This is a genomic window from Mesorhizobium bavaricum, assembly GCF_056781655.1.
In genome coordinates, this window is the sequence record NZ_CM165566.1 from 3,617,112 (window position 1) to 3,640,357 (window position 23,246).

The window sequence follows — 23,246 nt, forward strand, 5'->3', positions numbered from 1 at the left end:
TCGGCAAACCAAGCGAGGATCGCCATGGCCGAACGCCTCATCGAACTGCGCGACATCAGCAAGTCCTATGGTCAGGTCTATGCGCTGGGGGGAGTCAATCTCAGCGTCGACCGCGGCGAGGTGGTCGGCCTGATCGGTGACAATGGCGCCGGCAAGTCTACGCTGATCAAGATCTTGTCCGGCGTGGTCAAACCGACCAGCGGCGAGATCCTCGTGCGCGGCAAGCCGGTGACCGGCTGGAGTGCCGCGCGTTCGCGCGACGCTGGCATCGAGACGGTGTTCCAGGACCGGGCGCTGGCCGTGCAGCAGACCATCGTGCGCAACATCTTCATGGGCCGCGAGCTCACCGGCTTCCTCGGCTGGCTGAAGGTCAACAAGGAGATCGAGGAGGCAAGCCGGCTGATGCGCGAGATCGGCTTCACCTCGAAAGTGTTCACGCCGCAGTCGATCGTCGGGCAGCTTTCGGGCGGCGAGCGCCAGGGTGTGGCGATCGCTCGCGCCATCTACAAGCAGGCGGAACTGATCATCCTCGATGAGCCGACGACGGCGCTGTCGCTGACCGAAACCGCCAAGGTCTTCCATTTCGTGCGCCAGGTGCGGGCGAGCGGCCGCTCGATCCTGTTCATCGGCCACAACATCCATCATGTCTTCGACATCGCCGATCGCTTCGTGGTGCTCGATCGCGGCAAGGTGGCGCTGACGGCCGACCGCAGCGAGATCAAGTCGGCGGAAGACCTCATCAACTTCATGGAGGATGTCGCCCACCCCGGCGGGTTGGCCGGGTTGCACGACACCGGCGACGCCGAGGGGGCAATGCGATGAGCAAGACTATGGAACCCGATCTGCACGAACCGTCAGCCGCCATTCCTCGCTCGCAGAAAGAATGGAAGCACCCGTCCGATCAATGGTTGCGCGGCTTCATCCTCGACAACCGCGCTTCGCTCGGCACGCTCGGCGTGTTCATCGTCATGATGGCGGTGTTCATGATCGCCAACCCGACTGTCTTCACCACCTGGTATCTCTACAGCTCGGTGCTGACCACCCTGCCGGTGGCGCTGTTCGTGGTGGTGCCGCTGGTCTTCGTCGTCACCTGCGGCGAGATCGACCTGTCGTTTCCGGCGACGATGGGTTTTGCTTCATGGGTCTTCGCGCTGGTCGTGCAGGCCGGCTACGATCCGTTCCTCGGCATTGCCGCGGCACTCGTCACCGGCATGCTGCTCGGCTTCCTGGTCGGCTCGCTGGTGGTCTATGGCGGGCTGTCGTCACTGATCGCCACACTCGGCATGAACTTCCTGCTGCGCGGCCTGATCCAGATCGTCAACGAGGGCAAGTCGATGTCGCTGACCGGCCTCGCCGACAGCTGGGCCTACAAAATCTTCTCCAGCCAGGTTTATTGCATCCCGGTGCAGATCTTCTGGGCCATAGCCTTCGTCGTGCTGTCGGCGATGCTCTACAACCGCCACCGCTTCGGCGCGCAGGTGAGAGTGGTCGGCGACAATCCCGACAGCGCCCAGCAGATGGGCATCGACGTCAAGCGCGTGCGGGTGAAGGTGTTCGTCTTCGTCGGCATTGGTGCGGCGATCGCCGGCACCTTCTCGGTGATGATCAACTTCACCTGGTGGCCGACCGCCGGGGATGGCTATCTCTTGCCGGTGCTGGCATCGGTGTTCGTCGGCGGCACGCCGACCTGGGGCGGCATCGGCACCGTCGTCGGCGGCGCCATCGGCGCCGTCACCGTGTCGTTCATCCAGACCGGCGTCGTGGCGGCTGGCCTCAGCGGCTTCTACGTCCAGTTCTTCAACGGACTGATCATCATCCTGTCGCTGCTGGGGCATAAGTGGAACCAGGCGCGGTACCGGTGAGGGGCCGCCATCTTGGCCGAATTGTGAACGGAGACTTTGTCGGCGACAGTTAGGAAGGTGTCACAGCCCGAAGTGGAAGCAATCAGTTGGTACGAACAGCGCATGTAGGTGGAGAAGGACCCGCAGGCGGCATGCCGCCATGTCTGTTTGCAATGATTGGTGAGGGCAAAGAGTGCAACACAGCCGTCGGACGTCACCGCAGAGTGGCAATTTTGACAGTCAGACAAACATCTGACACGTTCTCCAAAACCGACGAGGCGGAATCATGCCCATGTACAAGCCATTTGTGGATCTGAATGTTGGATTTAGCAATGCTGAGAACTATCGGCGTCGGGAAAATAAAGCGCTGTTATCAAAATATTTTGTTGGAGATCAGTTCTTAGATAGAATTATTGATCCTAATATATATTATGTTGTTGGAGAAAAGGGGACTGGAAAAACTGCCTATGCCACCTACTTGGCTAACAATATTTACAAAAATAATAGGGTGTCGACGTTCGATGTCCGTCAAACAGAATATCAGAAATTCATCGAGTTAAAGCGCCAAGGCCACTTGCCTCTGAGCCAGTATGTCGAAGTTTGGCGTACACTGCTTCTTATGGCGAGCGCATCTAGTGTAATCTCGCAGTCTGGTACGCCTGAATTTCTCCGACGTTTTACAAAATTAGGTGCTTTGAAGAAAGTTATCGACGATTTTTACCAGAAAGCGTTTGTGCCTGAAATTGTTAAAATGCTTACTTTTGTGGAGTCTGGAGAGGTAGCGTCATCGCTGTTGGCCAAATACTCTGGTATTGAATCTGGTATTTCGGCAAAAAGTGGTTATCAGGCCGGTGATTCAAATTCTGTTTTTCAGACGAACCTACTAAAGATACGCAAAGCGTTCGAAGCTGCGCTAAGTGGCGTAAAATTAGATGAAAACATGATAATATTTATAGATGGCATCGACGTTAGGCCGTCGGACATTGCGTATCCTGACTATTTTGACTGCGTTAGAGGCCTGGTGGAGGCCGTATGGTCTATCAACAACGACTTCCTTTCGAATATAAAGGACAGCAAAGGAAGAATTAAGGTAGTATTATTGGTTAGGCCTGATATATTACTTAGGACTGGACTACACAACATAAATACAAAACTAAGAGATAATTCTGTTTTTCTTAATTGGATGACTACATATAAGGATTATCGCAGTTCACTACTTTTTAAGGTTGCAGATCGCCTTTTATCTGCTCAGCAGGATGATCCATTATTGAAGTTGGGGCAGGCTTGGGATCATTATTTTCCTTTCTTCGCAGAAAACGTTAAGTCCGGATCGGTCTCGGGGGAAAGCGGGACGAACTCGTTCCTTTCGTTTCTTCGTTTTAGTTACTATCGTCCTCGGGACATTACTAGTATGATAGCGACAATTCAGGATATTTTGAAAAAGAAGGCAAATCCATCTGAGTATGTATCGGAGGCTGATTTTAACGATTCCTCTTTTCGTGACGCTCATGCTGAGTACTTGCTTGGAGAAATTAGGGATCAGTTATTATTTTACTATTCGCAAGACGAATACGATGTTTTTTTGCAGTTCTTTCTTTATTTGAAGGGGAAAAGGAAGTTTACTTTTGAAGAATATTTAGCTGCATTCAATGAATTTATATCTGAATGCGACTCTTCCGGGAAGGTTTTGCCGCAATTTTTTGAGAATGAAGGTGTCTTTCTGCAGTTTCTTTACGATCAAAACGTTATTTGCTACAAAGAGCGTGATGGAGACGATCGGCAGGAGTCAGAACCTTTCATACGATGGTGTTTTAGGGAGAGGACGCTATCAAACGTAGCGCCTAAGGTTCGCTCTGGTATGGAGTACGAAATCTTCTACGGTCTAAGCAAAGCGTTAAACGTCGGACGGCCTATAAGAATAAGGAAATCAAACAAGGTTCGCAGTATCGGCACTGTTATAAGCCTCGTTCCTGAAAAGGGGTTTGGCTTTATTCGCGGTGGTGAGAACCATGCCGATTACTACTTCAAAATAGCGGACTACGTTGGAAAATCTCAAATGCGACTGGCGGACAAAGTGTCGTTTGAAGTCAGCACCAAGTACGCAAAACCGAGAGCAACCGCAGTCAAGCGGGAGCGCTAATGTCACACCGCCGCGACGAACCCGTCCAGCACGCGCTTCTGGCCGGCCTTGTCGAAGTCGATGGTCAGCTTGTTGCCTTCGATGGCTGAGATGTTGCCGTTGCCGAATTTCTGGTGGAAGACGCGGTCGCCGACGCTGAAGGGGGATGGCTTGTCGGCGACGGATTTGGCGACCAGTTCGCCATCGATGGTGCGGCCTTTGACGGAGGTGCGGCCGGCGCCGTAGCCGGAGTCGGTCTCGCCATAACCGATGCGCTCGACCTGATGGCCAGAGCGCGAGCCCCAGTTGCGGTCGGTCGCCTCGGTGCGGTTGGCTTGGGCGCGCTGCCAGCCTGGCGTCGCGTAGGTGTTGGAGAAGGCGCCGGATTTTTCGGTGTCGGCGCCGACATTGTCGAAGCGCGAGGCGCCATAAGGGTTTTGCCGGCCTCCGCGACCGGAGGCAAAAGAACCGCCGCCATAGGAATTGCCGTAGCCGCCATAGGAGTTGCCACTTTCGGCGACCTCGACATGGGCTTCCGGCAGTTCGTCGAGAAAGCGCGACGGGATGGTCGACTGCCACAGGCCGTGGATGCGGCGGTTGGAGACGAACCACAAATGCAGGTTCTTCTTGGCGCGGGTCAGGCCGACATAGGCGAGGCGGCGCTCTTCCTCCAGCCCGGAGCGGCCGCCTTCATCGAGCGCGCGCTGATGCGGGAACAGGCCTTCTTCCCAGCCGGGCAGGAAGACGGTCTCGAATTCGAGGCCCTTGGCCGAATGCAGCGTCATGATGTTGACGGCATCGAGCTCGGCATTCTGCTCGGCATCCATGACCAGGGCGACATGTTCGAGGAAGGAGCGAAGCGACTCATACTCCTCCATGGAGCGGATCAGCTCCTTCAAATTCTCCAGCCGGCCGGGGGCTTCGACCGAGCGGTCGTTCTTCCACATGTCGGTGTAGCCGCTCTCTTCCAGGATAGTCTCGGCGAGTTCGGTGTGCGGCGTGGTTTCCAGCGCCTTCTGCCAGCGCTCGAAATTGGCCGCGACTTCGCGCAGTGCGGCGCGCGGCTTCGGCTTCAGTTCGTCGCTCTCGGCGAGCTTGGCGGCGGCTTCCAGCATCGGCACGCGGAGCGCGCGCGCGGTGTCGTGGATCTGGCGGATGGTGGTTTCGCCGAGACCGCGCTTGGGCACATTGACGATGCGCTCGAAGGCGAGGTCGTCGGCGCCTTGCGCCACGACGCGGAAGAAGGCCAGCGCATCGCGGATTTCCATGCGTTCGTAGAAGCGCGGGCCGCCGATGACGCGGTAATTGAGGCCGAGCGTGACGAAGCGGTCCTCGAACTCGCGCATCTGGAAGGAGGCGCGGACGAGAATGGCCATGTCGTTGAGATTGTGCCTCTGGCGCTGGTAGGCCTCGATGGTCTCACCGACGGCGCGGGCCTCCTCCTCGGAATCCCAGGCGGCGTGGACATGCACCTTGTCGTCCTCGGGTTCGTCGCGGTCGGTGAACAGCGTCTTGCCGAAGCGGCCCTCATTGTAGGCGATGAGATGGGAGGCAGCCCCCAGAATATGCGCGGTGGAGCGATAGTTGCGCTCCAGCCGGATGATGGTGGCGCCGGGAAAGTCCTTGTCGAAACGCAGGATGTTGTCGATCTCGGCGCCGCGCCAGCCATAGATGGATTGGTCGTCGTCGCCGACGCAGCAGATGTTGACTTTGTTGTCGCTCACGGCCGCAGGCGAGCTTTGCTCGCTGGCCTCCGCGGGGGCGGCCTGGCCGGCCGACGCCCGGTCGGGCTTGCGGCCTTCGGCCGGTCGCAGATCCGTAGATGTTGAAGCGCGCCCGGCATCGGGCCGCTGCGCCAGGAGGCGCAGCCACATGTACTGCGCGGTGTTGGTGTCCTGGTACTCGTCGACGAGGATGTATTTGAAGCGCTTGTGGTATTCCTTCAGCACATCCGGATTGGCACGGAAGATGCGGATCGGATGGCACAAAAGGTCGCCGAAGTCGCAGGCGTTCAGCGTCTGCAGCCGCGCCTGATAGGCCTTGTAGAGTTCACGGCCCTTGCCGTTGGCGAAGGCGCGGGCGTCACCCTCGGCGATGTCGGCCGGGCCTTGCCCCTTGTTCTTCCATCCGTCGATCATCTGGGCGAACTGCTTGGCCGGCCAGCGCTTGTCGTCCAGCCCCTCGGCCTGGATCAGCTGCTTGATCAGCCGCACGACATCGTCGGTGTCGAGGATGGTGAAGTCGGATCTCAAGCCGGCCAGTTCGGCATGGCGGCGTAAGAGCTTGACGCCGATGGAGTGGAAGGTGCCGAGCCACGGCATGCCTTCGACATTGCCTTCGCCGATCAGGATGCCGATGCGCTGCTTCATCTCGCGCGCGGCCTTGTTGGTGAAGGTGACGGCGAGGATCTGCGAGGGGAAGGCCTTGCCGGTGGCGAGGATGTGGGCGATGCGGGTGGTGAGCACACGCGTCTTGCCGGTGCCGGCGCCGGCCAGCACCAGAACCGGGCCTTCCGTTGTTTCAACCGCCAGCCGCTGCTCGGGGTTCAGCCCCTTCAGATAGTCGGGCGCATTGGTGTGGCCGCTGCGGGCAGCCATGGCGCGCGCGGCAATGCCCGACGGGGCCGTGGGCCGCGCATTGGGTTCGTCGAAAAAGGGCATGTCTTCGGAAAAGCCGGACATCTCCCCCGAATGTAGTGATTCGGCGGCGAAAGGCCAGAAGTGTCTACGTTTTGTTCCGCTAAAGTGCCTGATATGGGCTGTTCAGGCCTTGCGGTAACCGAGGGCGACGAAAAATCGATGTCCGAACGAGCGCGCCTCGTCCGTCATCACGGCGCCGAGGGCGACCTGCATCTGGTCGTAATAGTGGCGGCCGGCGGGTGATGCCAGGAACGTCGCGTAAAGCTTGAGATCGTCAAGCGGCAGGTCCCGGTAGATGTAGGCCACCGACACCATGACATCCGTTTCAATGTCATGGCGAAGCCCTTCGGACCGCTGGCGCAGCAGGGCCATGATCTGGTCGTCGGGCAGGGCCTTTCCGGCCGCTCCCAACATCTCGGAAAGCATCGCGTAGCCCATGTTCAAGGCCACGGCTTCTCCGGTGTCGACAGCGCTGAGATCATCGACGATTTGTCTGTACTGTGCGAGCCGGTCCGGATCCCTGGACGGAAGCTCGCCCAGGATTTTGGGGCCTTCGATCGTCTTGCGTTCCCTTTCTGCCGGAGTGGAGGCCTGAATTTCCAGCGCCGTGACCTGTTTGCCGAGGGGTGACGCATAGAATGAGGCCAGGTCGGACAGGTCCTTGGCGGGCAGTTTGTCCACCATTCGCGCTTCGATGGCTGCTTCCATCTTGTTCGCGTCAAAGGCGCCTTCCATGGCCGCCGCCAGGGCGTCCTGGACTTTTTGCGGCGGCGTTTCCGGCGCCGATTTCACGGCCGCGACGAAACCCGGGCCGATAGCCGTCAGCATCTCGTGGAAGCCGTTCGCCTTGTTGATCTCATGCAGCGTCTGCGCCGGCGCGGCCACGGTGAGGGAGACAAGGCAGCAGAGCGCAAACGCCAGGCGCGTCAGCGGCGGAACGAATGACGTCATTTGCTTGCTCCAGAGTAGAAATGATCCAAAAGAGACTGCTAGAAAAGTCGACTGCAGGCAAGCTGGATTGCCACCTTGGCGTGTGGGCCAGCTTGACAGGCGGGGCGGGCAGGAGAAAGTTGTGCCCAGGGCAGGAACGGCGCATCGGGCTGTCCTTGGGCGTCGCAAGCGCAACAGTCGAAGGAGTATCATCTTGGCTGTCACCATCACCTCCCTCATCCTTTTCCTGATCGGTCTGGCGCTTGGCGGCGGTGGCATTCGCTTGGCTTCGCTGGGCGGCAGCTGGTACTACATCATTGCTGGTCTCGCCTTCCTGATCGCCGCCTGGCTGCTCTATCGGCGCCGATCCACCGCGCTGTGGCTCTACGCAGCGATCGTGCTCGCCACGCTGGCCTGGGCTGTCTGGGAAACCGGCTTCGACTGGTGGGAACTCGGGCCGCGCGGCGGCATCATCGTGCTGGTGGCGCTGTGGCTGCTGACGCCGTGGGCAAGGCAGGGTCTTGCCGGCCCCGACGCGCGTGCGCCGCTCATCCTTGCCGTGCTCGCATCGCTTGCCGTCGCCGGATATTCGATGACCGCTGATCCGAAGGACATTGCCGGCGAACTCGGCACAGACAAGGTGGTCGCCAATGCCAACCTCGGCAACGATGTGCCGGCCGGCGAGTGGCACTATTACGGACGCACGCAGTTTGGCCAGCGCTATTCGCCTCTCGACCAGATCACGCCGGACAATGTCGCCAAGCTGCAGCCGGCCTGGACCTACCGCACCGGTGACGTGAAGGGGCCGGACGATATCGGCGAGACCACCTATCAGGTGACGCCGCTGAAGATCGGCGACACGCTCTACATCTGCACGCCGCACAATTTCGCCATCGCGGTCGATGCAGCGACCGGCAAGGAGAAATGGCGCTACGATCCCAAGATCAAGCTCGACAAGGACCGCCAGCACCAGACCTGCCGCGGCGTGTCCTACTATGCCGATGCCGCCATCGCCGCCGGCCAGCCCTGCGCGACCCGCGTCTACCTGCCGACCTCGGACGCGCGGCTGATCGCGCTCGACGCCGCCAATGGGCAGGTCTGCCCGGCCTTCGCGGAGGGCGGCACGCTGAACCTCTTGACCAATATGCCCTATCCGAAGTCGGGCTATTACTACTCGACCTCGGCTCCGCTGATATCAGGCGGCAAGATTATCGTCGGCGGCGCGGTCAACGACAATTATTCGACGCAGGAGCCGTCGGGCGTCATCCGTGCCTATGATGTCAGCACCGGCGCCCTGGTGTGGAACTGGGATTCCGGCAACCCGGACCAGACGACGCCGCTGGCGGCGGGCCAGACCTATACCGCCAACTCGCCCAACATGTGGTCGACGCCAAGCGCCGACGAGAAGCTTGGGCTGCTCTACGTGCCGCTCGGCAACCAGACGCCGGATCAGCTCGGCGCCGGGCGTAGCGACAATGTCGAGAAATTTTCGTCGTCGATCACCGCGCTCGACCTCAACACCGGGCAGTTGCGCTGGGTGCGGCAGACCGTCCACCACGACCTCTGGGACATGGACGTGCCGGCGCAGCCTAGCCTGATCGACATCACCAAGGCCGACGGCACGGTGGTGCCGGCGCTGGTCGGGCCGACCAAACAGGGCGACCTCTATGTGCTTGACAGGCGCACCGGCGAGCCAGTGATTGGGGTCAAGGAAGTGCCGGCGCCCGGCGGTGCCATCGAGGGCGACCACACGTCGCCAACACAGCCGGAATCGGATCTCTCGTTCAATCCGAAGCCGCTTACCGGTGCCGACATGTGGGGCATCACCATGTTCGACCAGTTGGCGTGCCGGATCGAATTCCAGGGCCTGCGCTATGAGGGTCGCTACACGCCGCCGTCCGTACAGGGCTCGCTGATCTATCCCGGGAATTTCGGCACCTTCAACTGGGGCGGCGTCGCCGTCGATCCGGTGCGGCAGGTGATGTTCGGCATGCCGACCTACCTGGCATTCAAGTCGCAGCTCATTCCGCGCGATCAGGTGCCGCCGCCGGACGAAGGGCGCGGCAGCGAGCAAGGGTTGAACCGCAACGAAGGCGCGCCCTATGCGGTGGTGATGGGACCGTTCCTGTCACCGCTCGGCATCCCTTGCCAGGCACCGCCCTGGGGCTATGTCGCGGGCGTGGATCTGCGCACCGGCACCATTGCCTACAAGCATCGCAACGGCACCGTCTACGACATGACGCCCCTGCCGTTGCCGCTGAAGGTCGGCGTGCCGGGCATCGGTGGGCCGATGATCACCGCCGGCGGTGTCGCGTTCCTGGGCGCGGCCGTTGACGATTATCTGCGTGCCTATGACCTGACATCCGGCAAGCAGCTCTGGCAGGCCAGGCTGCCGGCCGGCGGGCAATCCACGCCGATGACCTATACGGTCGCCGACGGGCGCCAGTTCGTGGTCATCGTCGCCGGCGGCCACGGCTCGGTCGGCACCAAGCCGGGGGATTATGTGATGGCCTACGCGCTGCCGAAATAGGGAAGGCTACTTCAGGACCAGTTTGGCTTGGGTCATCGCCTCAGCCAATCCCGAGATGGCTCTTCAGGCCGGGCACCGAGCCGAGCACCTCATTGGTCAGGTCGGGGCCGGCGGCCGCCTCGGCCTGCTGGATCAGCGTCGTGCCGGCCTTCTGGATCTGCGCCATGTCGAGGCCCGATGCCTTGAGCGCGGCGAGGCCGTTGACCAGCGCGCCGGCTTTTTCGCCGAGAACGCCGCCAAGCTCACCTTGCAGCGACGACAGGAAGCCACCGCCGCCGCCGGCCGGGGCGGCGGCCATGACGTCATATTGATGGGCAAGGTCGTCGGCGCCGGGGATCTTGGCGAAAAACGATGAGGCGCTCGTGCCTTCCGTCTCGTGTTCGAGCACCGAGAAAATTGTGCCGACGACCTTCTCCGTCGTCGCCTGGTCGAGGCCCGTCTTTTGCGAGACGGTGTTGACGATATCCTGGACGTTCATGGTCAGACCTCAACCTTGGGTTTTCGTGCTTGCCGGATGGCGCTGGCGGCTGCGAGCCTTGACCATGGACCTCCGGCTTGCGGCAACGATTGTCGCGCGCAGCGCCAGAATGGTAGCCGCGGCAACCAGGACAGCGGTTGCCAGGATCGGGGAAGGCATAGTCATCGGCATCGTTCCTTTCAGATCGGCATTTCAGATCAGGACCGTGACCCGCGCGCCATGACGCGGCCGAGGTCCAGCAGTCTCCCCCACTAATGTGGCAACGCCATCAAGATTGGTCGCCGATGACCAAAATGTGATGATCCACCGCTTTCAGGCCATCGCGATACACGGCGTCACCGAGCCGTGACTGGACGATGCGAAGCTCGCCCCTATCTTGCGGACGACAAGGACACCGAAGTCGAGATCCGAGATCGAAGGAGCGCCCCATGACCGACGTCAACACCAAGCCTGCCATCACTCAGGCGATGATCGACGCCTATGACGAATACACGCATCTGACGCTCGACCGCCGGCGCTTCATGGAACAGCTGACCAGGCTTGCCGGGTCGGGCGCGGCGGCCGCCGCGATCGCGCCGCTTTTGGCGGCGAATTCGGCGCAAGCGGCAATCGTCGCCGACAACGATCCGCGCGTGAAGGGTGAGGACATCAGCTATCCCGGCAGCGGCGGCGACATGAAAGGCTATCTGGTCAGGCCGGCCGACCAGACTGGCAAGCTCGGCACCGTCATCGTGGTGCACGAGAACAGGGGCCTCAACCCACATATCCGCGACGTGGCGCGACGCGTGGCGCTGGAAGGGTTCGTGGCACTGGCGCCGGATTTTCTGTCGCCGCTCGGCGGCACGCCTGATGATGAGGACAAGGCGCGGGACATGTTTGGCAAGCTCGATCCGGCGCAGACGGCCGCCAATGGCGTGGCAACGGTCGCTTTCCTCAAGGGCGACAAGGACGGCAACGGCAAGGTCGGTGCCGTCGGCTTCTGCTGGGGCGGCGGCACGGTCAACACGCTGGCCGTCAACGCACCCGATCTCAGCGCCGGCGTCGCCTATTACGGCATGCAGCCGAAGGCCGCCGATGTGTCGAAGATCAAGGCGGCATTGCTGCTGCACTATGCCGGGCTGGACGAGCGCACCAATGCCGGCATCGACGCCTTCAAGAAGGAGCTCGATGCGGCGCATGTCCAATACACGGTCTTTGTCTACGAAGGCGCCAACCACGCCTTCAACAATGACACCTCGGCGGCTCGCTACGACAAGAAAGCGGCCGACCTAGCCTGGGGCCGCACGATCGCTTTCCTGAAGGAGAAGCTGGCGTAGTTGTTTCAGCGCGCCGGCTTGTGGAAGGCAACGCCGGCGACCACCAGCGCAATGCCGAGGCAATCACTGAGGCTTGGAATCTGGCGCAGCACGATGACGCCGATCAGCGTCGCGGTGACCGGCAGCAGCGACAGCATCAGTGCAAAGCTGGCCCGCGGCAAACGCGACAAGGCGAGTTGGTCGCAGATGTAAGGAATGACCGACGAGCAGATGCCGACGCCGATGGCGGCGAGAAGCAGCAACGGTGAGAAAAAGGCCGGCAGCGCATCGGTGAAGCCGATCGGCAGCACGACAACAAAGGCGATCGCCATGGCCGCGCCGAGGCTGGCGATGCCGTCGCCTGCGCCTGCGCGGCCGACGCGGTGGCCGAGCACGATGTAGCCGACGAACAGCGCGCCGTTGAGGAAGGCCCAGAACAGCCCGACCGGATCGCTCGACCACTTTATGTCGATGAGCAGCAAAGTGCCGGTGACGGCAACGGCAAGGGCGGCAAGATTGCGCGGGCTCCTGAGGCCGATCAATGCAATGCCGATGGTGCCGACAAATTCGATCGCCGCCACCAGCGAGATCGGCAAGCGGTCGAGCGCCAGATAGAAAGAACAGTTCATCACCGCCAGGCAGGCACCGAAGGCCAGCAGCAGCAGCCGCGTCGGGCGATCGGCGCGGGCGAAGGTTCGCCATGGACGGGTCAACGGCGCGAAGATCATCGCGGCCGTGGCGATGCGCAGCCATGCCATGCCAAGCACGCCGACATGCGGGAACAGCAGCACGGCAAAGGCCGGCCCGAGATAGTGGAAGACGGCGCTGACACCGAACCAGACATGCGGCGGCAGCCTTGCCTCCAGCCCGCCAAGCACATGGCCAGCAGGGGAAAGGCTTGCCTCAAGAGCTTGCGTTTGGTTGTCCATCGGATCAGTATCGCAGGCAGATTTGCTGATTTACATGGATGATGGTTGGCTCTTCTGGCTATCTTTCGCCCGGAATCAAGGGATTTTCCATGAAACGCCTTCGAACTGAAAGTGTCGACCTCGATGCGGCGGATATGAAGATCCTGCGTCTGCTGGAAAAGGACGCACGCATCAGCACGGCCGAACTTGCACGCTCGGTCGGCCTGTCGGCGCCGAGTGTCGCCGAGCGAATCAAACGGCTGCAGGAGAGCGGCGTGATCGAGGCCTATTCGGTCAGGATCAACCCTGCCGCACTTGGCCTGCCGCTGTCGGCATGGCTGCGCATCCGTCCGGTGCCGGGGCAACTGGCTGTCGTGGCCGAGATCATCCGCGAGTTGCCGGAGATCGCGCAATGCGACCGGGTGACCGGCGAGGACTGTTTCATCGCGCTCGCGCATGTCGGCTCGGTGGCCGAGCTCGAACGGGTGATCGACCGCATCATCCCCTATGCGATGACGAATACGGCGATCATCCAGTCGTCACCGGTGGTGGCGCGCTCGCCGCTGGCGGCGGTGAAGAGGTCGCCTTGAAGGCAGGATTGTCGGTTCGAAGATTTTAGGCGTGGCCGCGCTTCATGCGCGCCTGTTTCAGGATGGCGCGCCAGCGGATCATGTCGAACGGGATCGGCTCGTTGTTGTTGGCGATGTGGAAGATCTCGTTGTTGACGTTCTTGAGAGAGCGCCAGAAATCATAGTCGGTGATGCGCGGATCGGCGACAAGCCTGTCCACCTCGACCTTGATGTCGGTTTTCATGCACGTCCCTCGAACCGGCTTCGCCGCGCCGCCCGTATCGCAACCCATGAGGATCGTTTTCGACCGCTCTGCTGAGTCGTTCAATGGCCCAATTGGCTTCTTCCCGTTAAAACCTCGGTAAGGTTAACGTGGGCCTCGAGTCGCTTCAAGCGGTCTTGCGACGAATCCCGATCGAACGGCCGGCGCGCTCCGGCATCGGCAATGCGGAATGGGCGGCGCGCATGGCTTCGACCTTGGACAACACATCGGCGGGGAACGGCGCTACCTTCGGCCCGGACATGTCGACATGCAGCGAAAGCGATTCGGAGGTGGCGGCGAGCCAACCGTCGACGTGGCGGATTTCCTGGTAGACACGCAGCCGCTTGTCGTCATGGTCGATCAACTGGAAGGTAACCGTGACCTTGTGCTCCAGATGCAGCTCCTGCACGTAGCAGACATGGACTTCCGCCGTGTAGATGGTGAGGCGGCGGTCCCTGGCGTAGTTCGGCCCCATGCCCATCGCCTCGAAGGCATCGTCCGAACAGCGGTCGAACAGCACGTTGTAATAGGCCATGTTGAGATGGCCGTTGTAATCGATCCAGTCCTTCTCGATGTCCATGGGTTGGGAGACGAAGGGGGCGGGGATGGACATCGAAACTTCCTTGTTCTGGTGCTGGGACACAGCGGGCTGGTCTGGACAGAGCGTGGCCGGTGAGACTACGCATCCATAAATGCATAACAAGGGTGGACGCTGGTCCATTCGCGGAGGAATTCATGGCTCTGAGCGACCTCAATCCGGTCGAGCGCAACGAGGAAGGCATCGCTGCGGTGCTCGGCATCCTCAAGCAAAGGCTCGGCGAGCGCTTCCAGACCGGCCAGGCGACCCGCGAGCAGCACGCCCACACCACCACCTATATCCCGACGCAGGCGCCGGACGGAGTCGCTTTTCCGGAGACGGCGGCCGAGGTGCAGGAGATCGTGCGCGCTTGCGCCGCGCATCGGGTGCCGGTGATCGCCTTCGGCGTCGGCTCATCGCTGGAAGGCCACACCAACGCACCGGGCGGCGGCATCTCGGTCGATACGTCGGGGATGAACCGCATCCTGGCGGTCAATCCACAGGATCTCGACTGCACGGTCGAACCCGGCGTCACGCGCGAGGATCTGAACCGGCATCTGCGCGACACCGGCCTGTTCTTTCCGATCGATCCGGGCGCCAATGCCTCGCTCGGCGGCATGGCGGCGACACGGGCGTCCGGCACCAATGCGGTGCGCTACGGCACGATGCGCGAGAACGTGCTGTCGCTGACAGCCGTCATGGCCGACGGCGAGACGGTGACGACCGGCAAGCGCGCGAAAAAGAGTTCGGCCGGCTACGATTTGACACGGCTGTTGATCGGCTCGGAAGGCACGCTCGGCATCATCACCTCGCTGACGCTGAAGCTGCAAGGCATCCCGCAGGCGATCTCCGGCGGCGTCTGCCCGTTTCCGAGCGTCGAGGCGGCCTGCAACGCCGTCATCGCAACCATCCAGATGGGCATTCCGGTGGCGCGCATCGAACTGGTCAACGCGCTGCAGATGCGGGCGATGAAGATCTATTCGAAGCTCGACTATCCCGAGAGCCCGTGCCTATTCGTCGAATTCCACGGCAGCGATGCCGGCGTTGCCGAGCAGGCAGAGACCTTCGGCATGATCGCCGAGGAGAATGGCGGCGGCCCATTCCTGTGGACCAGCGTCGCCGAGGAACGGACGAAGCTGTGGAAGGCGAGGCACGACGCGTACTGGTCGTCGCTGACGCTGCGGCCGGGCGCCAAGGGGCTGTCGACCGACGTCTGCGTGCCGATCTCGCGCTTTGCCGAATGCGTCACCGAGACCGAAGCCGATATCGCAGAAATGGGATTGATCGCGCCGATCGTCGGCCATGCCGGCGACGGCAATTTTCACGTGCTGGTGCTGATGGACGTCGACGACCCCAAGGAGATCGCGCTGTCGGAAAAGTTCGTCGCGCGGCTCAACATGCGGGCGATCGCCATGGACGGCACCTGCACCGGCGAGCACGGGATCGGCCAGGGCAAGATTGGCTTCCTGCGCCATGAACTCGGTCATGGCGTCGACATCATGCGCACGATCAAGCAGGCGCTCGATCCGCTTGATATCATGAACCCCGGCAAGATCCTGCCGGGCGTCGGCAGATAGATGTCGGCGGCCGAGACGCTTCTGCCGATCGAGGTGCCGCAATCGTCTGCTGGCGCTCCACTGCCCCACGTCTTCGCGGATGAACGCAGACTGCTCGTTGCCTATATCGTCAACATTCCAGATCCGTCATTCGATGGCACGAATCCGCGCTCGGTTTCGCCTGTAACGGGCAACCAGTCCGTCGCGATCCTGACGGCAGACCCTTATCTGGCATTTCAATTCGGCCCGCCGAACGACGAAGCCATCAGCGGCCACCGTCTTTACGCGCTGGGCTTGCGGTCCTACGGGTCATTCGAAGTTCTCAACTCCTCGTGGATCGCTTCCCTGGAGCGGGCAAATCGAGTTCATTCGTCCCACAAACCTGAAATGTTTTCAGACTACCGGCATTTTATCCTGACGTTCCACGATTCGACGCTGGAATTCATTGCCGAGAGTTTTTCGGCCAGCCTGCATGAGGGGGCGGTCTTGAGCGTTTTGATGGAAGCCGCCGGACATCAGGCGCCCATGCGCCAGGTCAAACCGGTTCGCTTACTCGACAGGCTGCTACGGCGCAGGTGATGGTGACTGCTCCAGCGTGCCCTGAACAAGTGTCTGCAGCATGGGGCGGGTTGGTGCGAAGAACGTCGTGCCGGTGTGCGGCGTGGAGAAATCGAGCAGCCGGTCGTAGGCGCCTGGCGGGTCACCGACATACATTCGCTGCAGCATCTTCTCGATCACCCAGAGATACCTGCTATAGCCGATAAAATAGGTTCCGAACTCCTGCCGCCCCGGCTGGCCGAAGGGCATGTTGTCACGCAGGATTTCGTGTTCATTGCCATCGGCATCCTCGATGGTGGCCAGCGACTTGTGCGACTTGCGCGGCGCGTCGTCATCATCGATTTCGATGTTGTCGATCTTGGTACGGCCGATGATCTCTTCCTGAACGGGCGTTGGCGTTCGCGCCCACGCATTGAGATCGTGTAGATATTTCTGGACGACGACATAGCTGCCGCCGGCGAAATCGGCATCCTCGTCGCCGACGAGCGCCGCGGCGGGCAGATCGAGGCCGGTCGGGTTGGCCGTGCCATCGACAAAGCCGAGCAGGTCACGCGCATCGAAATAGCGAAAGCCCGACACCTCGTCGACGACAGTCACCGTGGCACCAAGACTGTCGAGCAAAATGCGCTCGAACTCGAAGCACATGTCTGGGCGCTCGGACCGGATATGGAAGAGGAGGTCGCCCGCTGTCGACGGCGCCGAATGAACCGCTCCCTTGATCGGCGCAAACGGTTTCAGTTCGAGCGGCCTTCGGTCTGGACTGAGACGATCCCAGAGATCGCGGCCGATGCCGGCGATGCAGGACAGGCGGCCGGAAAGGTCGCGAAAGCCGACAGTCTTGACGAGATCGTCCAGTCCGCCGAGCACCGAGCCGACCTTGGCGAGCGCGCTCTGCTCGCTGGCGACGGTGACAACAAGAAAGACCGCCGACAACGACAGTGGAGCGTCGACGCTCTGTGCGTCGATCGGCACGCGGTCCCAGTTCTTGCCCGACATCCGAAAACACTCCGCTTTTCCCGGATTTGTTTCAGATCATCCGACATCGCGCAACACTGGATGAATTGCCTCTTTATCGACACGCGGATGCGGGTAGAGTGCGGCAGAATTTCAATCAACTCGTTCGGAGCTGATGCTCGCACGCCTGTTCGTAATCTTTGGTGGCCTGTTTGTGCTGGTGCTGTGTGCGGCGCTGGTGGTGCCGTATTTTGTCGACTGGACCGGCTACCGCGCCGAGTTCGAGCGCGAGTCCAGCGCCATTCTCGGCCGCAAGGTGACCGTGCAGGGCGACGCCACGGCGCGGCTGTTGCCGTTCCCCTCGGTGACCTTCTCCGATGTCGCCGTCGCCGGTGGCCCGAATGGCCAGCCGGCGATGACCGTCGAGACGTTTTCGATGGATGCCGAGCTGGCGCCCTTCCTGCGCGGCGAAGTGCTGATCTTCGACATGCGGCTGGTGCGGCCGAAGGCGACCATCGATATTGCCAACAACGGCACGGTCGACTGGGCGATGCGGCCGTCCTCGCCCTTCGACCTCAACCAGATCTCGATCGAAAAGCTGACGGTGACGGAAGGGCAGATCGAACTGCGCCATGCCGCCGGTGGGCGCAGCCATCTCATCTCCGAGATCAACTCGACCATCTCGGCCAAGTCGCTGGCAGGTCCGTGGCGCATGGACGGCACGCTGCGGCTCGACGGCCTTCGCACCACGGTCGATGCCTCCACCGGCAAGGCCGAAGGCAATGGGCAGATGCGGCTTCGGCTGAAGGCCGATCCCGATGCCTATCCGTTGGTCATCGAGACCGACGGTAATGCCGGCATCGTCAACGGTGCGGCCGTCTATTCCGGCCAGTTCAAGATTTCCGGTGCCGACAAGAACAGCGGGGCGCTGCGCGGCACCGATGGCGAGACGGTGAAGGTCAGCGCCGGCAAGCCCGATCCGGGCTTTCGGCTGAACGGCAAGTTTTCGCTCGACCACCAGAGGCTCGGCGTCGACGAATTCCGCTTCGAGACCGGACCGCTCGACAATCCCTACACCGCCGATGGCAAGGCCTCGGTCGATCTCGGGCTGAAGCCGAGCTTCGCCATCGAGGCGAGTGGCGCACAGGTGCAGTTCGACGCGGCGGTGGGCGCCGAGGCGGACGCCGGGGCGACACTGGACCAGCGCATCGCAGCGCTCGAGCAAGCTTTGCACGAGCTGCCGAAGCCGACCATACCCGGAACCGTCGAGGTCAAGCTGCCGGCAGTGGTCGCCGGCGACACCACGGTGCGCGACGTTCACCTTTCCGCCGAGCCGACGGATGGCGGCTGGTTGGTGAAATCGCTCGCCGCGACACTGCCCGGCCGTACCACGCTGGAAGCCAACGGCATGCTCAGCGTCGAGGATCATTTCGGCTTCACCGGCTCGCTGCTGCTGGCGGTGGCGCAACCTTCCGGCTTTGCCGCCTGGCTGTCGAAGGATGTCGACGAGGCGATCCGCCGTCTGCCCGCCGCCGGCTTCAAGGCCAAGGTCGATCTCTCGGAAAAGCGCCAGGCCTTCAGCGATCTCGAACTGATCCTGGGCAAGGCGAAGTTTTCCGGCCGCATCGATTCCAGCCAGCCCGACGACGCCAAGCCATCGGTGCTGATGCGGCTCGAAGGCGGCGAGCTCGATGTAGACGGGCTGGCGGCCTTCGGCTCGATCTTCGTCAGCGACAAGGGCGCCAACCGCTTTGCCGACCGCGACCTCGATTTCCAGATCAAGGCGGGGCCTGTCAGCGCCGGCGGCCTGACCGCCGACACGGTCGACACGGCGCTCAGGCTGCGCGACGGGCTGCTTGAAATCGACCGGTTGTCGGTCGGCGGGCTTGCCGGTGCCTCGATCAGCGCCACCGGCCGGATCAAGGATTTTCCAGCGAGTCCGACGGGCAAGCTCGATGCTTCGGTGGTCGCCGTCGATCTCAAGCCGCTGATCGACGTCGCGGCCCAGCATTATCGCGACAATGCGGTGCTGAACGGGCTGGCAAGCCGCGCCGCAGCCTATCCCGAGCTGTTCCAGGATGCGCGCGTCGACCTTGTGGCAAGTGCTGCCGACAATGGCGATGGCACGACCGGGCTGGCGGTGAGCGGACAAGGCAAGGCCGGCGGCTCTGCCTTTTCGGCGTCACTGTCGGGGAAGGGGGCTGCGGACAAGCTTCTCGAAGCGCCGGTGACGCTGACCTTCAACGCCAAGAACCCCGACGCCACCGCGCTGCTGGCGCTCTACGGCCTGCCGGCGCTGCCGCTCGGAATGCTGGGCGAGGCAAGCACGGACATCCAGGCCAAGGGGACGCTTGGCGGAGGCCTGGCGACAAGTTTCAGCCTTGCCGGCGACGACTTCAAGGCCGGTTTCGAGGGGACGCTCGCCGATACGTCGCAAGGCCTCGCCGCCAAGGGCAAGCTCAGCCTCGATGCCGCCGACATCGAGCCGTGGCTGATGACGACCGGCATCGGTCTGCCCGGCATGGGCGCCGGCATGTCGGCGTCGCTTTCGGCGCAGGGCGACTATGGCAACGGCCTGCTGGTGCTGGGCGATCTCAATGGCGCCCTCAACGAGGCGGCGGTGTCGGGTGATGTCAATGTCGACGTCAAGGACGGCGTGCCGCATCTGGCAGGCGCGCTGGCGCTCGACGAACTCGACCTCGATCCGATGGCGGTGGCGCTGTTCGGCGATTCCGCGTTCCTGAGGGACAAGATTGGCGGGTGGCCGGCTGCTCCGTTCAGTCAGAAATCCAGCCTGCCGTTCACCGCCGATCTCGACCTGACGACGGCCGCGCTTGCCGCCGGTCCGTTCGCCACCGCCTATGACGCCAGCTTTTCGCTGAAGCTCGACCAGGAAGGCATCCGGGTTTCGGATCTCAAGGCGAAATTCCTCAATGGTGCGCTGACGGGCCTGTTCGAACTGAAGAACAATGACGGCACCGGGCTTTTCAGCGGCCAGATGAAACTGGCCGGCGCCGATCTGGCGAGCGTGCTGCCGGATGCCGGCATCAGCGGCAATGGCGATTTCTCGACGGCACTGTCGACCAGCGGCAAATCGGTCGACGGGATGGTGGCCGCCTTGTCCGGCTCCGGCACGGCGACGCTGAAGAGGTTGCAGGTCGCCGGCGTCAATCCCGATGCGTTCAGCGCGTTCCTCGCCAAGGCGGATGCGATCGGGCGCGACATCGATGCGGCCAAGACCGCCGGCTTCGCGCCGCAGATCGCCGCCGATGGCAGTTTTGCCGCCAAGGATAGCGACATCGCCTTCACGGTTGCCGGCGGCACGCTCAGGGCACCGCCGATCAGCTTGGAGAATCCGGCGGCGACCTTGTCCGCCGACATCACGGCCGACCTCAACGCAGCCATGGTTTCCGCCAAGGGCGCGATCACCTATCGGCCCGGCGACGAGGCGCTGGTCGGCTCCGAGCCGGTCGTGAATTTCACCGCCGAGGGGCCGTTCGGCGCCGTAAAGCGGCAGTTCGACAGCGAGCCGCTGGCGCAGTTCCTGACCCAGCGCGCGCTGGAGAGGGAACAACAGCGCGTCGAGGCAATGCAGGCGGCGCTGCTCGAAAAGCAGCGGCTGCGGCGCGAGGTGCGCTACTACGCGGCGCTGCAGGATGCGCGTGACAAAGCCGCCGAGGAACTTCGCCAACGGGAGGAAGCGGCGCGGCTAAAAGCCGAGGCCGACGCCAAGGCAAAGGCCGAAGCGGATGCGCAGGCCCAGGCTGAAGCCGACGCAAAGGCGAAAGCCGATGCCGAAGCAAAAGCTCAGGCCGACGCGGACGCGAAGGCCAAGGCCGATGCCGACGCCAAAGCAAAGGCGGATGCCGACGCCAAGGCTGCGGCCGAGCAGCAGGCCGCCGACGAGGCAGCCAAGGCGCAAGCCGACGAGGCAGCCAAGGCGCAAGCCGACGAGCAGGAGCGGCAGAAGGCGGAAGAGGCGATGCGCATCGCTTCGCAGGAAAAGGCCAGGCTCGAGGCCGAACGCAAGGCCGCGCAACAGGCTCCGAAGGGTGCGCCGCTGCCGGGGGTCAACTACAATCTGCCGCCGGCCAAGCCGAAGTCCAACCCGTTCACCATCGACAATCTGTTGAAGTCGTTGCAGTAGGCAGTAGCGCAGACCCTTCCCGTCGTTCAATCCGACCGGGCAATTGTTCAAAGAAGGGACATCTCGGCGCTGTCCGCGACGTAGCGGGCGTGACGAAAATCGCGAATGGCGGCAAGCCTGCCCTCCTGCCATCCCAGCAGCACAAAGTAGGACGGCCGCGCCGTAGGGTCGCCGGGATCGCAGACGAGGACTGCCGCCCGACCTTCGACGAAACCGGGCACGAAACGCCAATCCTCGACCCGCGAATAATTGTGGAAGTAGGTGCCCACTTGCTTGCGACCATACAGCCGCGCCCTGGCCACCAGCTCCAGCCGCACCTCGTCCGCCAGCATGTCGCGCACCGCGTCGAAATCGCGGGCGTTGAAGCGATCAATGTAGGCGTCGAGGAGGAGGCGTTCGGACGCACTCAGTCTGGGGGAAGGGCGATCCTCGGGTTCATCGGCGAGCTGGCGCAGGCGGCCGCGCCCACGGTGCAGCGCCGCCTTGATGGCGGGGATGCTGGTGTCGAGCATGGCGCCGATCTCCTGCAGCGAATAGCCCAGAACGTCCATCATGATGACGCTGCTTCGTTGTGCGACGGGCAGACGCATGAAGGTATGCAGGCCGGCGGCCGCGGCCTGACGGTCGACGGTGGGGTTGGCCGGGTCGACGATCATGTCCGTATCCTCATCGGAAAAGGCCTTTTCGCGGGCTCGCCGGCGCAGAAAGTCGAGCGCCGCATTGTGGGCGATGCGGAACAGCCAACCCTGCGGATTTGCGATCGGGCCGGCGTTGGGCAGGGCTTCGAACGCCTTGGTCAGGGCGTCCTGCAGCACGTCCTCACCGTCGATGACCGAGCCCGTCATGCGGGCGCAATAGCGGTGCAGCTTCGGGCGCAGTTCGCCGAACAGGCGATCGAAGGGCTCGCGGGTGCCGCCGGGAATGTTCATGTGCGTTCCCGTGATGTCGTCGGCTCCTACCGGTCCAGCATCCGATAGCTGCCCACCACGGTCATTTCCTCGCGTTGTGGGCGTTCGATGCAACGATCCCTGAACCCATTCTGAAAGGCCTCGAATGCCGCCAGCCCGGTGATGAGGTCCGCATGGGCATCTGTTTCCGTTTCGACCAGATGGACAAAGGTTCCGTCGCCGGCCCGCAATGTCATGTAGCGAACGCCGTCCGGAGCTTTGTCGCCCAGCTCTTGGAAAACAGCCTTGACCAGCCGCTCGTTCTCGTCGGCCCGCTCCGGCTTTATCTTGTAGCGTATCAGATGGCGTTTCATCTTGGTTGTTCCTGTGATCCTATTTCGTCTTGCAGGCGCGCTCTTGTCCGAGACGTTCCTATGAAGCCAAAGGATTCGGGGTGCCGGGAAATAATTCGGCACCGCTGAGACGCGGGAGTGTTCACTCGCGGACGAGCAGGCGTTTCAGCATGGGTTCGATGCGTGACAGCTCGTCGAGATGCGCGGCCGACAGTTCGGCCAGGCAATCGTCGGCGCGCTCGGTCAGCCGCAGCAGCACGCGGCGATGGTCATCCTTGTCCTGATCCCTTGCGACCAGTCCCGCCTCGCAAAGCCGGTTGACCAGCTCGACGGCGCTGTGATGGCGGATGCGCAGGCGCTCCGCCAGATCGCCAACCGTCACCGGTGCGCCGCCCGGGAACCCCTTGATTGCCAGCAGCGCCTGGTGCTGGCGCGGGGTCAGGCCGGCGTCTTCTGCCTGGATCTGGCTGAATTCGAGGAAGCAGCGGATCAGGTAGCGAAACTCGGACAGCCGCTGGTAGTCGGCGCGGCTGATGGCGGGGCGTGGTTTCTGTGGCTGCGTCATACCGGACATTTGTTCGTTTTCGGCAAAAGCTCAAACGGATTTCGAACAAAACCGGCTTGAATATTTATATCGTGTTAC

At 62.2% G+C, this 23,246-nt stretch carries 19 protein-coding genes; 9 read left to right on the plus strand and 10 right to left on the minus strand.

Going from position 1 to position 23,246, the window contains the following annotated elements; genetic code table 11:
• Positions 1 to 24: 24 nt before the first annotated feature.
• The 3 genes from AC1RZR_RS17710 to AC1RZR_RS17720 all read left to right on the plus strand — a co-directional run bounded on the left by AC1RZR_RS17710 (position 25) and on the right by AC1RZR_RS17720 (position 3,981).
• Complete coding sequence (locus AC1RZR_RS17710) at positions 25 to 822, plus strand: ATP-binding cassette domain-containing protein (RefSeq protein WP_477274633.1); 798 nt, start codon at positions 25 to 27, stop codon at positions 820 to 822.
• Positions 819 to 1,862 (plus strand): ABC transporter permease, encoded by a 1,044-nt coding sequence (locus tag AC1RZR_RS17715; RefSeq protein WP_481825433.1) that lies wholly within the window; start codon positions 819 to 821, stop codon positions 1,860 to 1,862. The genes AC1RZR_RS17710 and AC1RZR_RS17715 overlap by 4 nt, the downstream gene beginning before the upstream one ends.
• A gap of 271 nt (positions 1,863 to 2,133) precedes the next feature.
• Complete coding sequence (locus AC1RZR_RS17720; RefSeq protein WP_481825434.1) at positions 2,134 to 3,981, plus strand: P-loop ATPase, Sll1717 family; 1,848 nt, start codon at positions 2,134 to 2,136, stop codon at positions 3,979 to 3,981.
• A gap of 2 nt (positions 3,982 to 3,983) precedes the next feature.
• Here the strand turns inward: AC1RZR_RS17720 and AC1RZR_RS17725 are convergent, their stop codons facing one another.
• On the minus strand, positions 3,984 to 6,641 hold the full coding sequence (locus AC1RZR_RS17725; protein ID WP_481825435.1) for an ATP-dependent helicase: 2,658 nt from the start codon (positions 6,639 to 6,641) through the stop codon (positions 3,984 to 3,986).
• Between the two features lie 81 nt (positions 6,642 to 6,722).
• Positions 6,723 to 7,550, minus strand: a complete 828-nt coding sequence (locus tag AC1RZR_RS17730) for a DUF2059 domain-containing protein (RefSeq protein WP_481825436.1) — start codon at positions 7,548 to 7,550, stop codon at positions 6,723 to 6,725.
• Between the two features lie 193 nt (positions 7,551 to 7,743).
• Between AC1RZR_RS17730 and AC1RZR_RS17735 the strand changes: the two genes are divergently transcribed.
• Positions 7,744 to 10,059: a glucose/quinate/shikimate family membrane-bound PQQ-dependent dehydrogenase gene (locus AC1RZR_RS17735; protein ID WP_481825437.1), complete on the plus strand. Its 2,316-nt coding sequence runs from the start codon at positions 7,744 to 7,746 to the stop codon at positions 10,057 to 10,059.
• Between the two features lie 40 nt (positions 10,060 to 10,099).
• Here AC1RZR_RS17735 and AC1RZR_RS17740 read toward each other — a convergent pair whose 3' ends face one another.
• Complete coding sequence (locus AC1RZR_RS17740) at positions 10,100 to 10,537, minus strand: HU family DNA-binding protein (protein ID WP_481825438.1); 438 nt, start codon at positions 10,535 to 10,537, stop codon at positions 10,100 to 10,102.
• Positions 10,538 to 10,965: 428 nt separating this feature from the next.
• Between AC1RZR_RS17740 and AC1RZR_RS17745 the strand changes: the two genes are divergently transcribed.
• Positions 10,966 to 11,853: a dienelactone hydrolase family protein gene (locus tag AC1RZR_RS17745; RefSeq protein WP_481825439.1), complete on the plus strand. Its 888-nt coding sequence runs from the start codon at positions 10,966 to 10,968 to the stop codon at positions 11,851 to 11,853.
• A gap of 5 nt (positions 11,854 to 11,858) precedes the next feature.
• On the opposite strand, the gene AC1RZR_RS17750 is transcribed toward AC1RZR_RS17745, so the two are convergent.
• A complete protein-coding gene (locus AC1RZR_RS17750) occupies positions 11,859 to 12,761 on the minus strand; it encodes an EamA family transporter (RefSeq protein WP_481825440.1) in 903 nt (300 codons plus the stop codon).
• Positions 12,762 to 12,850: 89 nt separating this feature from the next.
• On the opposite strand from AC1RZR_RS17750, the gene AC1RZR_RS17755 reads away from it, so the two are divergent.
• Entirely contained in the window at positions 12,851 to 13,330 is a 480-nt protein-coding gene (locus tag AC1RZR_RS17755; RefSeq protein WP_477274651.1) for an Lrp/AsnC family transcriptional regulator, read from the plus strand.
• 25 nt (positions 13,331 to 13,355) lie between these two features.
• Here AC1RZR_RS17755 and AC1RZR_RS17760 read toward each other — a convergent pair whose 3' ends face one another.
• Both AC1RZR_RS17760 and AC1RZR_RS17765 read right to left on the minus strand, forming a co-directional pair.
• Positions 13,356 to 13,553, minus strand: coding sequence for a hypothetical protein (locus AC1RZR_RS17760; protein ID WP_095087062.1), 198 nt, complete (start codon positions 13,551 to 13,553; stop codon positions 13,356 to 13,358).
• A 145-nt stretch (positions 13,554 to 13,698) separates the two neighbouring features.
• Entirely contained in the window at positions 13,699 to 14,184 is a 486-nt protein-coding gene (locus tag AC1RZR_RS17765; RefSeq protein WP_477274653.1) for a thioesterase family protein, read from the minus strand.
• 122 nt (positions 14,185 to 14,306) lie between these two features.
• On the opposite strand from AC1RZR_RS17765, the gene AC1RZR_RS17770 reads away from it, so the two are divergent.
• Positions 14,307 to 15,725 carry an FAD-binding oxidoreductase gene (locus AC1RZR_RS17770; protein ID WP_481825441.1) on the plus strand — a complete coding sequence of 473 codons (1,419 nt, stop codon included), beginning with the start codon at positions 14,307 to 14,309 and terminating at the stop codon, positions 15,723 to 15,725.
• Positions 15,726 to 16,283: a hypothetical protein gene (locus AC1RZR_RS17775; protein WP_477274657.1), complete on the plus strand. Its 558-nt coding sequence runs from the start codon at positions 15,726 to 15,728 to the stop codon at positions 16,281 to 16,283.
• Here the strand turns inward: AC1RZR_RS17775 and AC1RZR_RS17780 are convergent.
• A complete protein-coding gene (locus AC1RZR_RS17780) occupies positions 16,269 to 17,258 on the minus strand; it encodes a Dyp-type peroxidase (protein WP_481825442.1) in 990 nt (329 codons plus the stop codon). The two genes, AC1RZR_RS17775 and AC1RZR_RS17780, sit on opposite strands and share 15 nt — an antisense overlap.
• 133 nt (positions 17,259 to 17,391) lie before the next feature.
• Here AC1RZR_RS17780 and AC1RZR_RS17785 point away from each other — a divergent pair, with 133 nt between their 5' ends.
• Positions 17,392 to 21,363: an AsmA family protein gene (locus AC1RZR_RS17785; RefSeq protein WP_481825443.1), complete on the plus strand. Its 3,972-nt coding sequence runs from the start codon at positions 17,392 to 17,394 to the stop codon at positions 21,361 to 21,363.
• 47 nt (positions 21,364 to 21,410) lie between these two features.
• On the opposite strand, the gene AC1RZR_RS17790 is transcribed toward AC1RZR_RS17785, so the two are convergent.
• The 3 genes from AC1RZR_RS17790 to AC1RZR_RS17800 all read right to left on the minus strand — a co-directional run bounded on the left by AC1RZR_RS17790 (position 21,411) and on the right by AC1RZR_RS17800 (position 23,177).
• A complete protein-coding gene (locus AC1RZR_RS17790) occupies positions 21,411 to 22,292 on the minus strand; it encodes a sigma-70 family RNA polymerase sigma factor (RefSeq protein ID WP_481825444.1) in 882 nt (293 codons plus the stop codon).
• 26 nt (positions 22,293 to 22,318) lie between these two features.
• Positions 22,319 to 22,624 (minus strand): hypothetical protein, encoded by a 306-nt coding sequence (locus tag AC1RZR_RS17795; protein WP_481825445.1) that lies wholly within the window; start codon positions 22,622 to 22,624, stop codon positions 22,319 to 22,321.
• Positions 22,625 to 22,745: 121 nt separating this feature from the next.
• Positions 22,746 to 23,177 carry a MarR family winged helix-turn-helix transcriptional regulator gene (locus AC1RZR_RS17800; RefSeq protein ID WP_477274667.1) on the minus strand — a complete coding sequence of 144 codons (432 nt, stop codon included), beginning with the start codon at positions 23,175 to 23,177 and terminating at the stop codon, positions 22,746 to 22,748.
• Between the last annotated feature and the right edge of the window lie 69 nt (positions 23,178 to 23,246).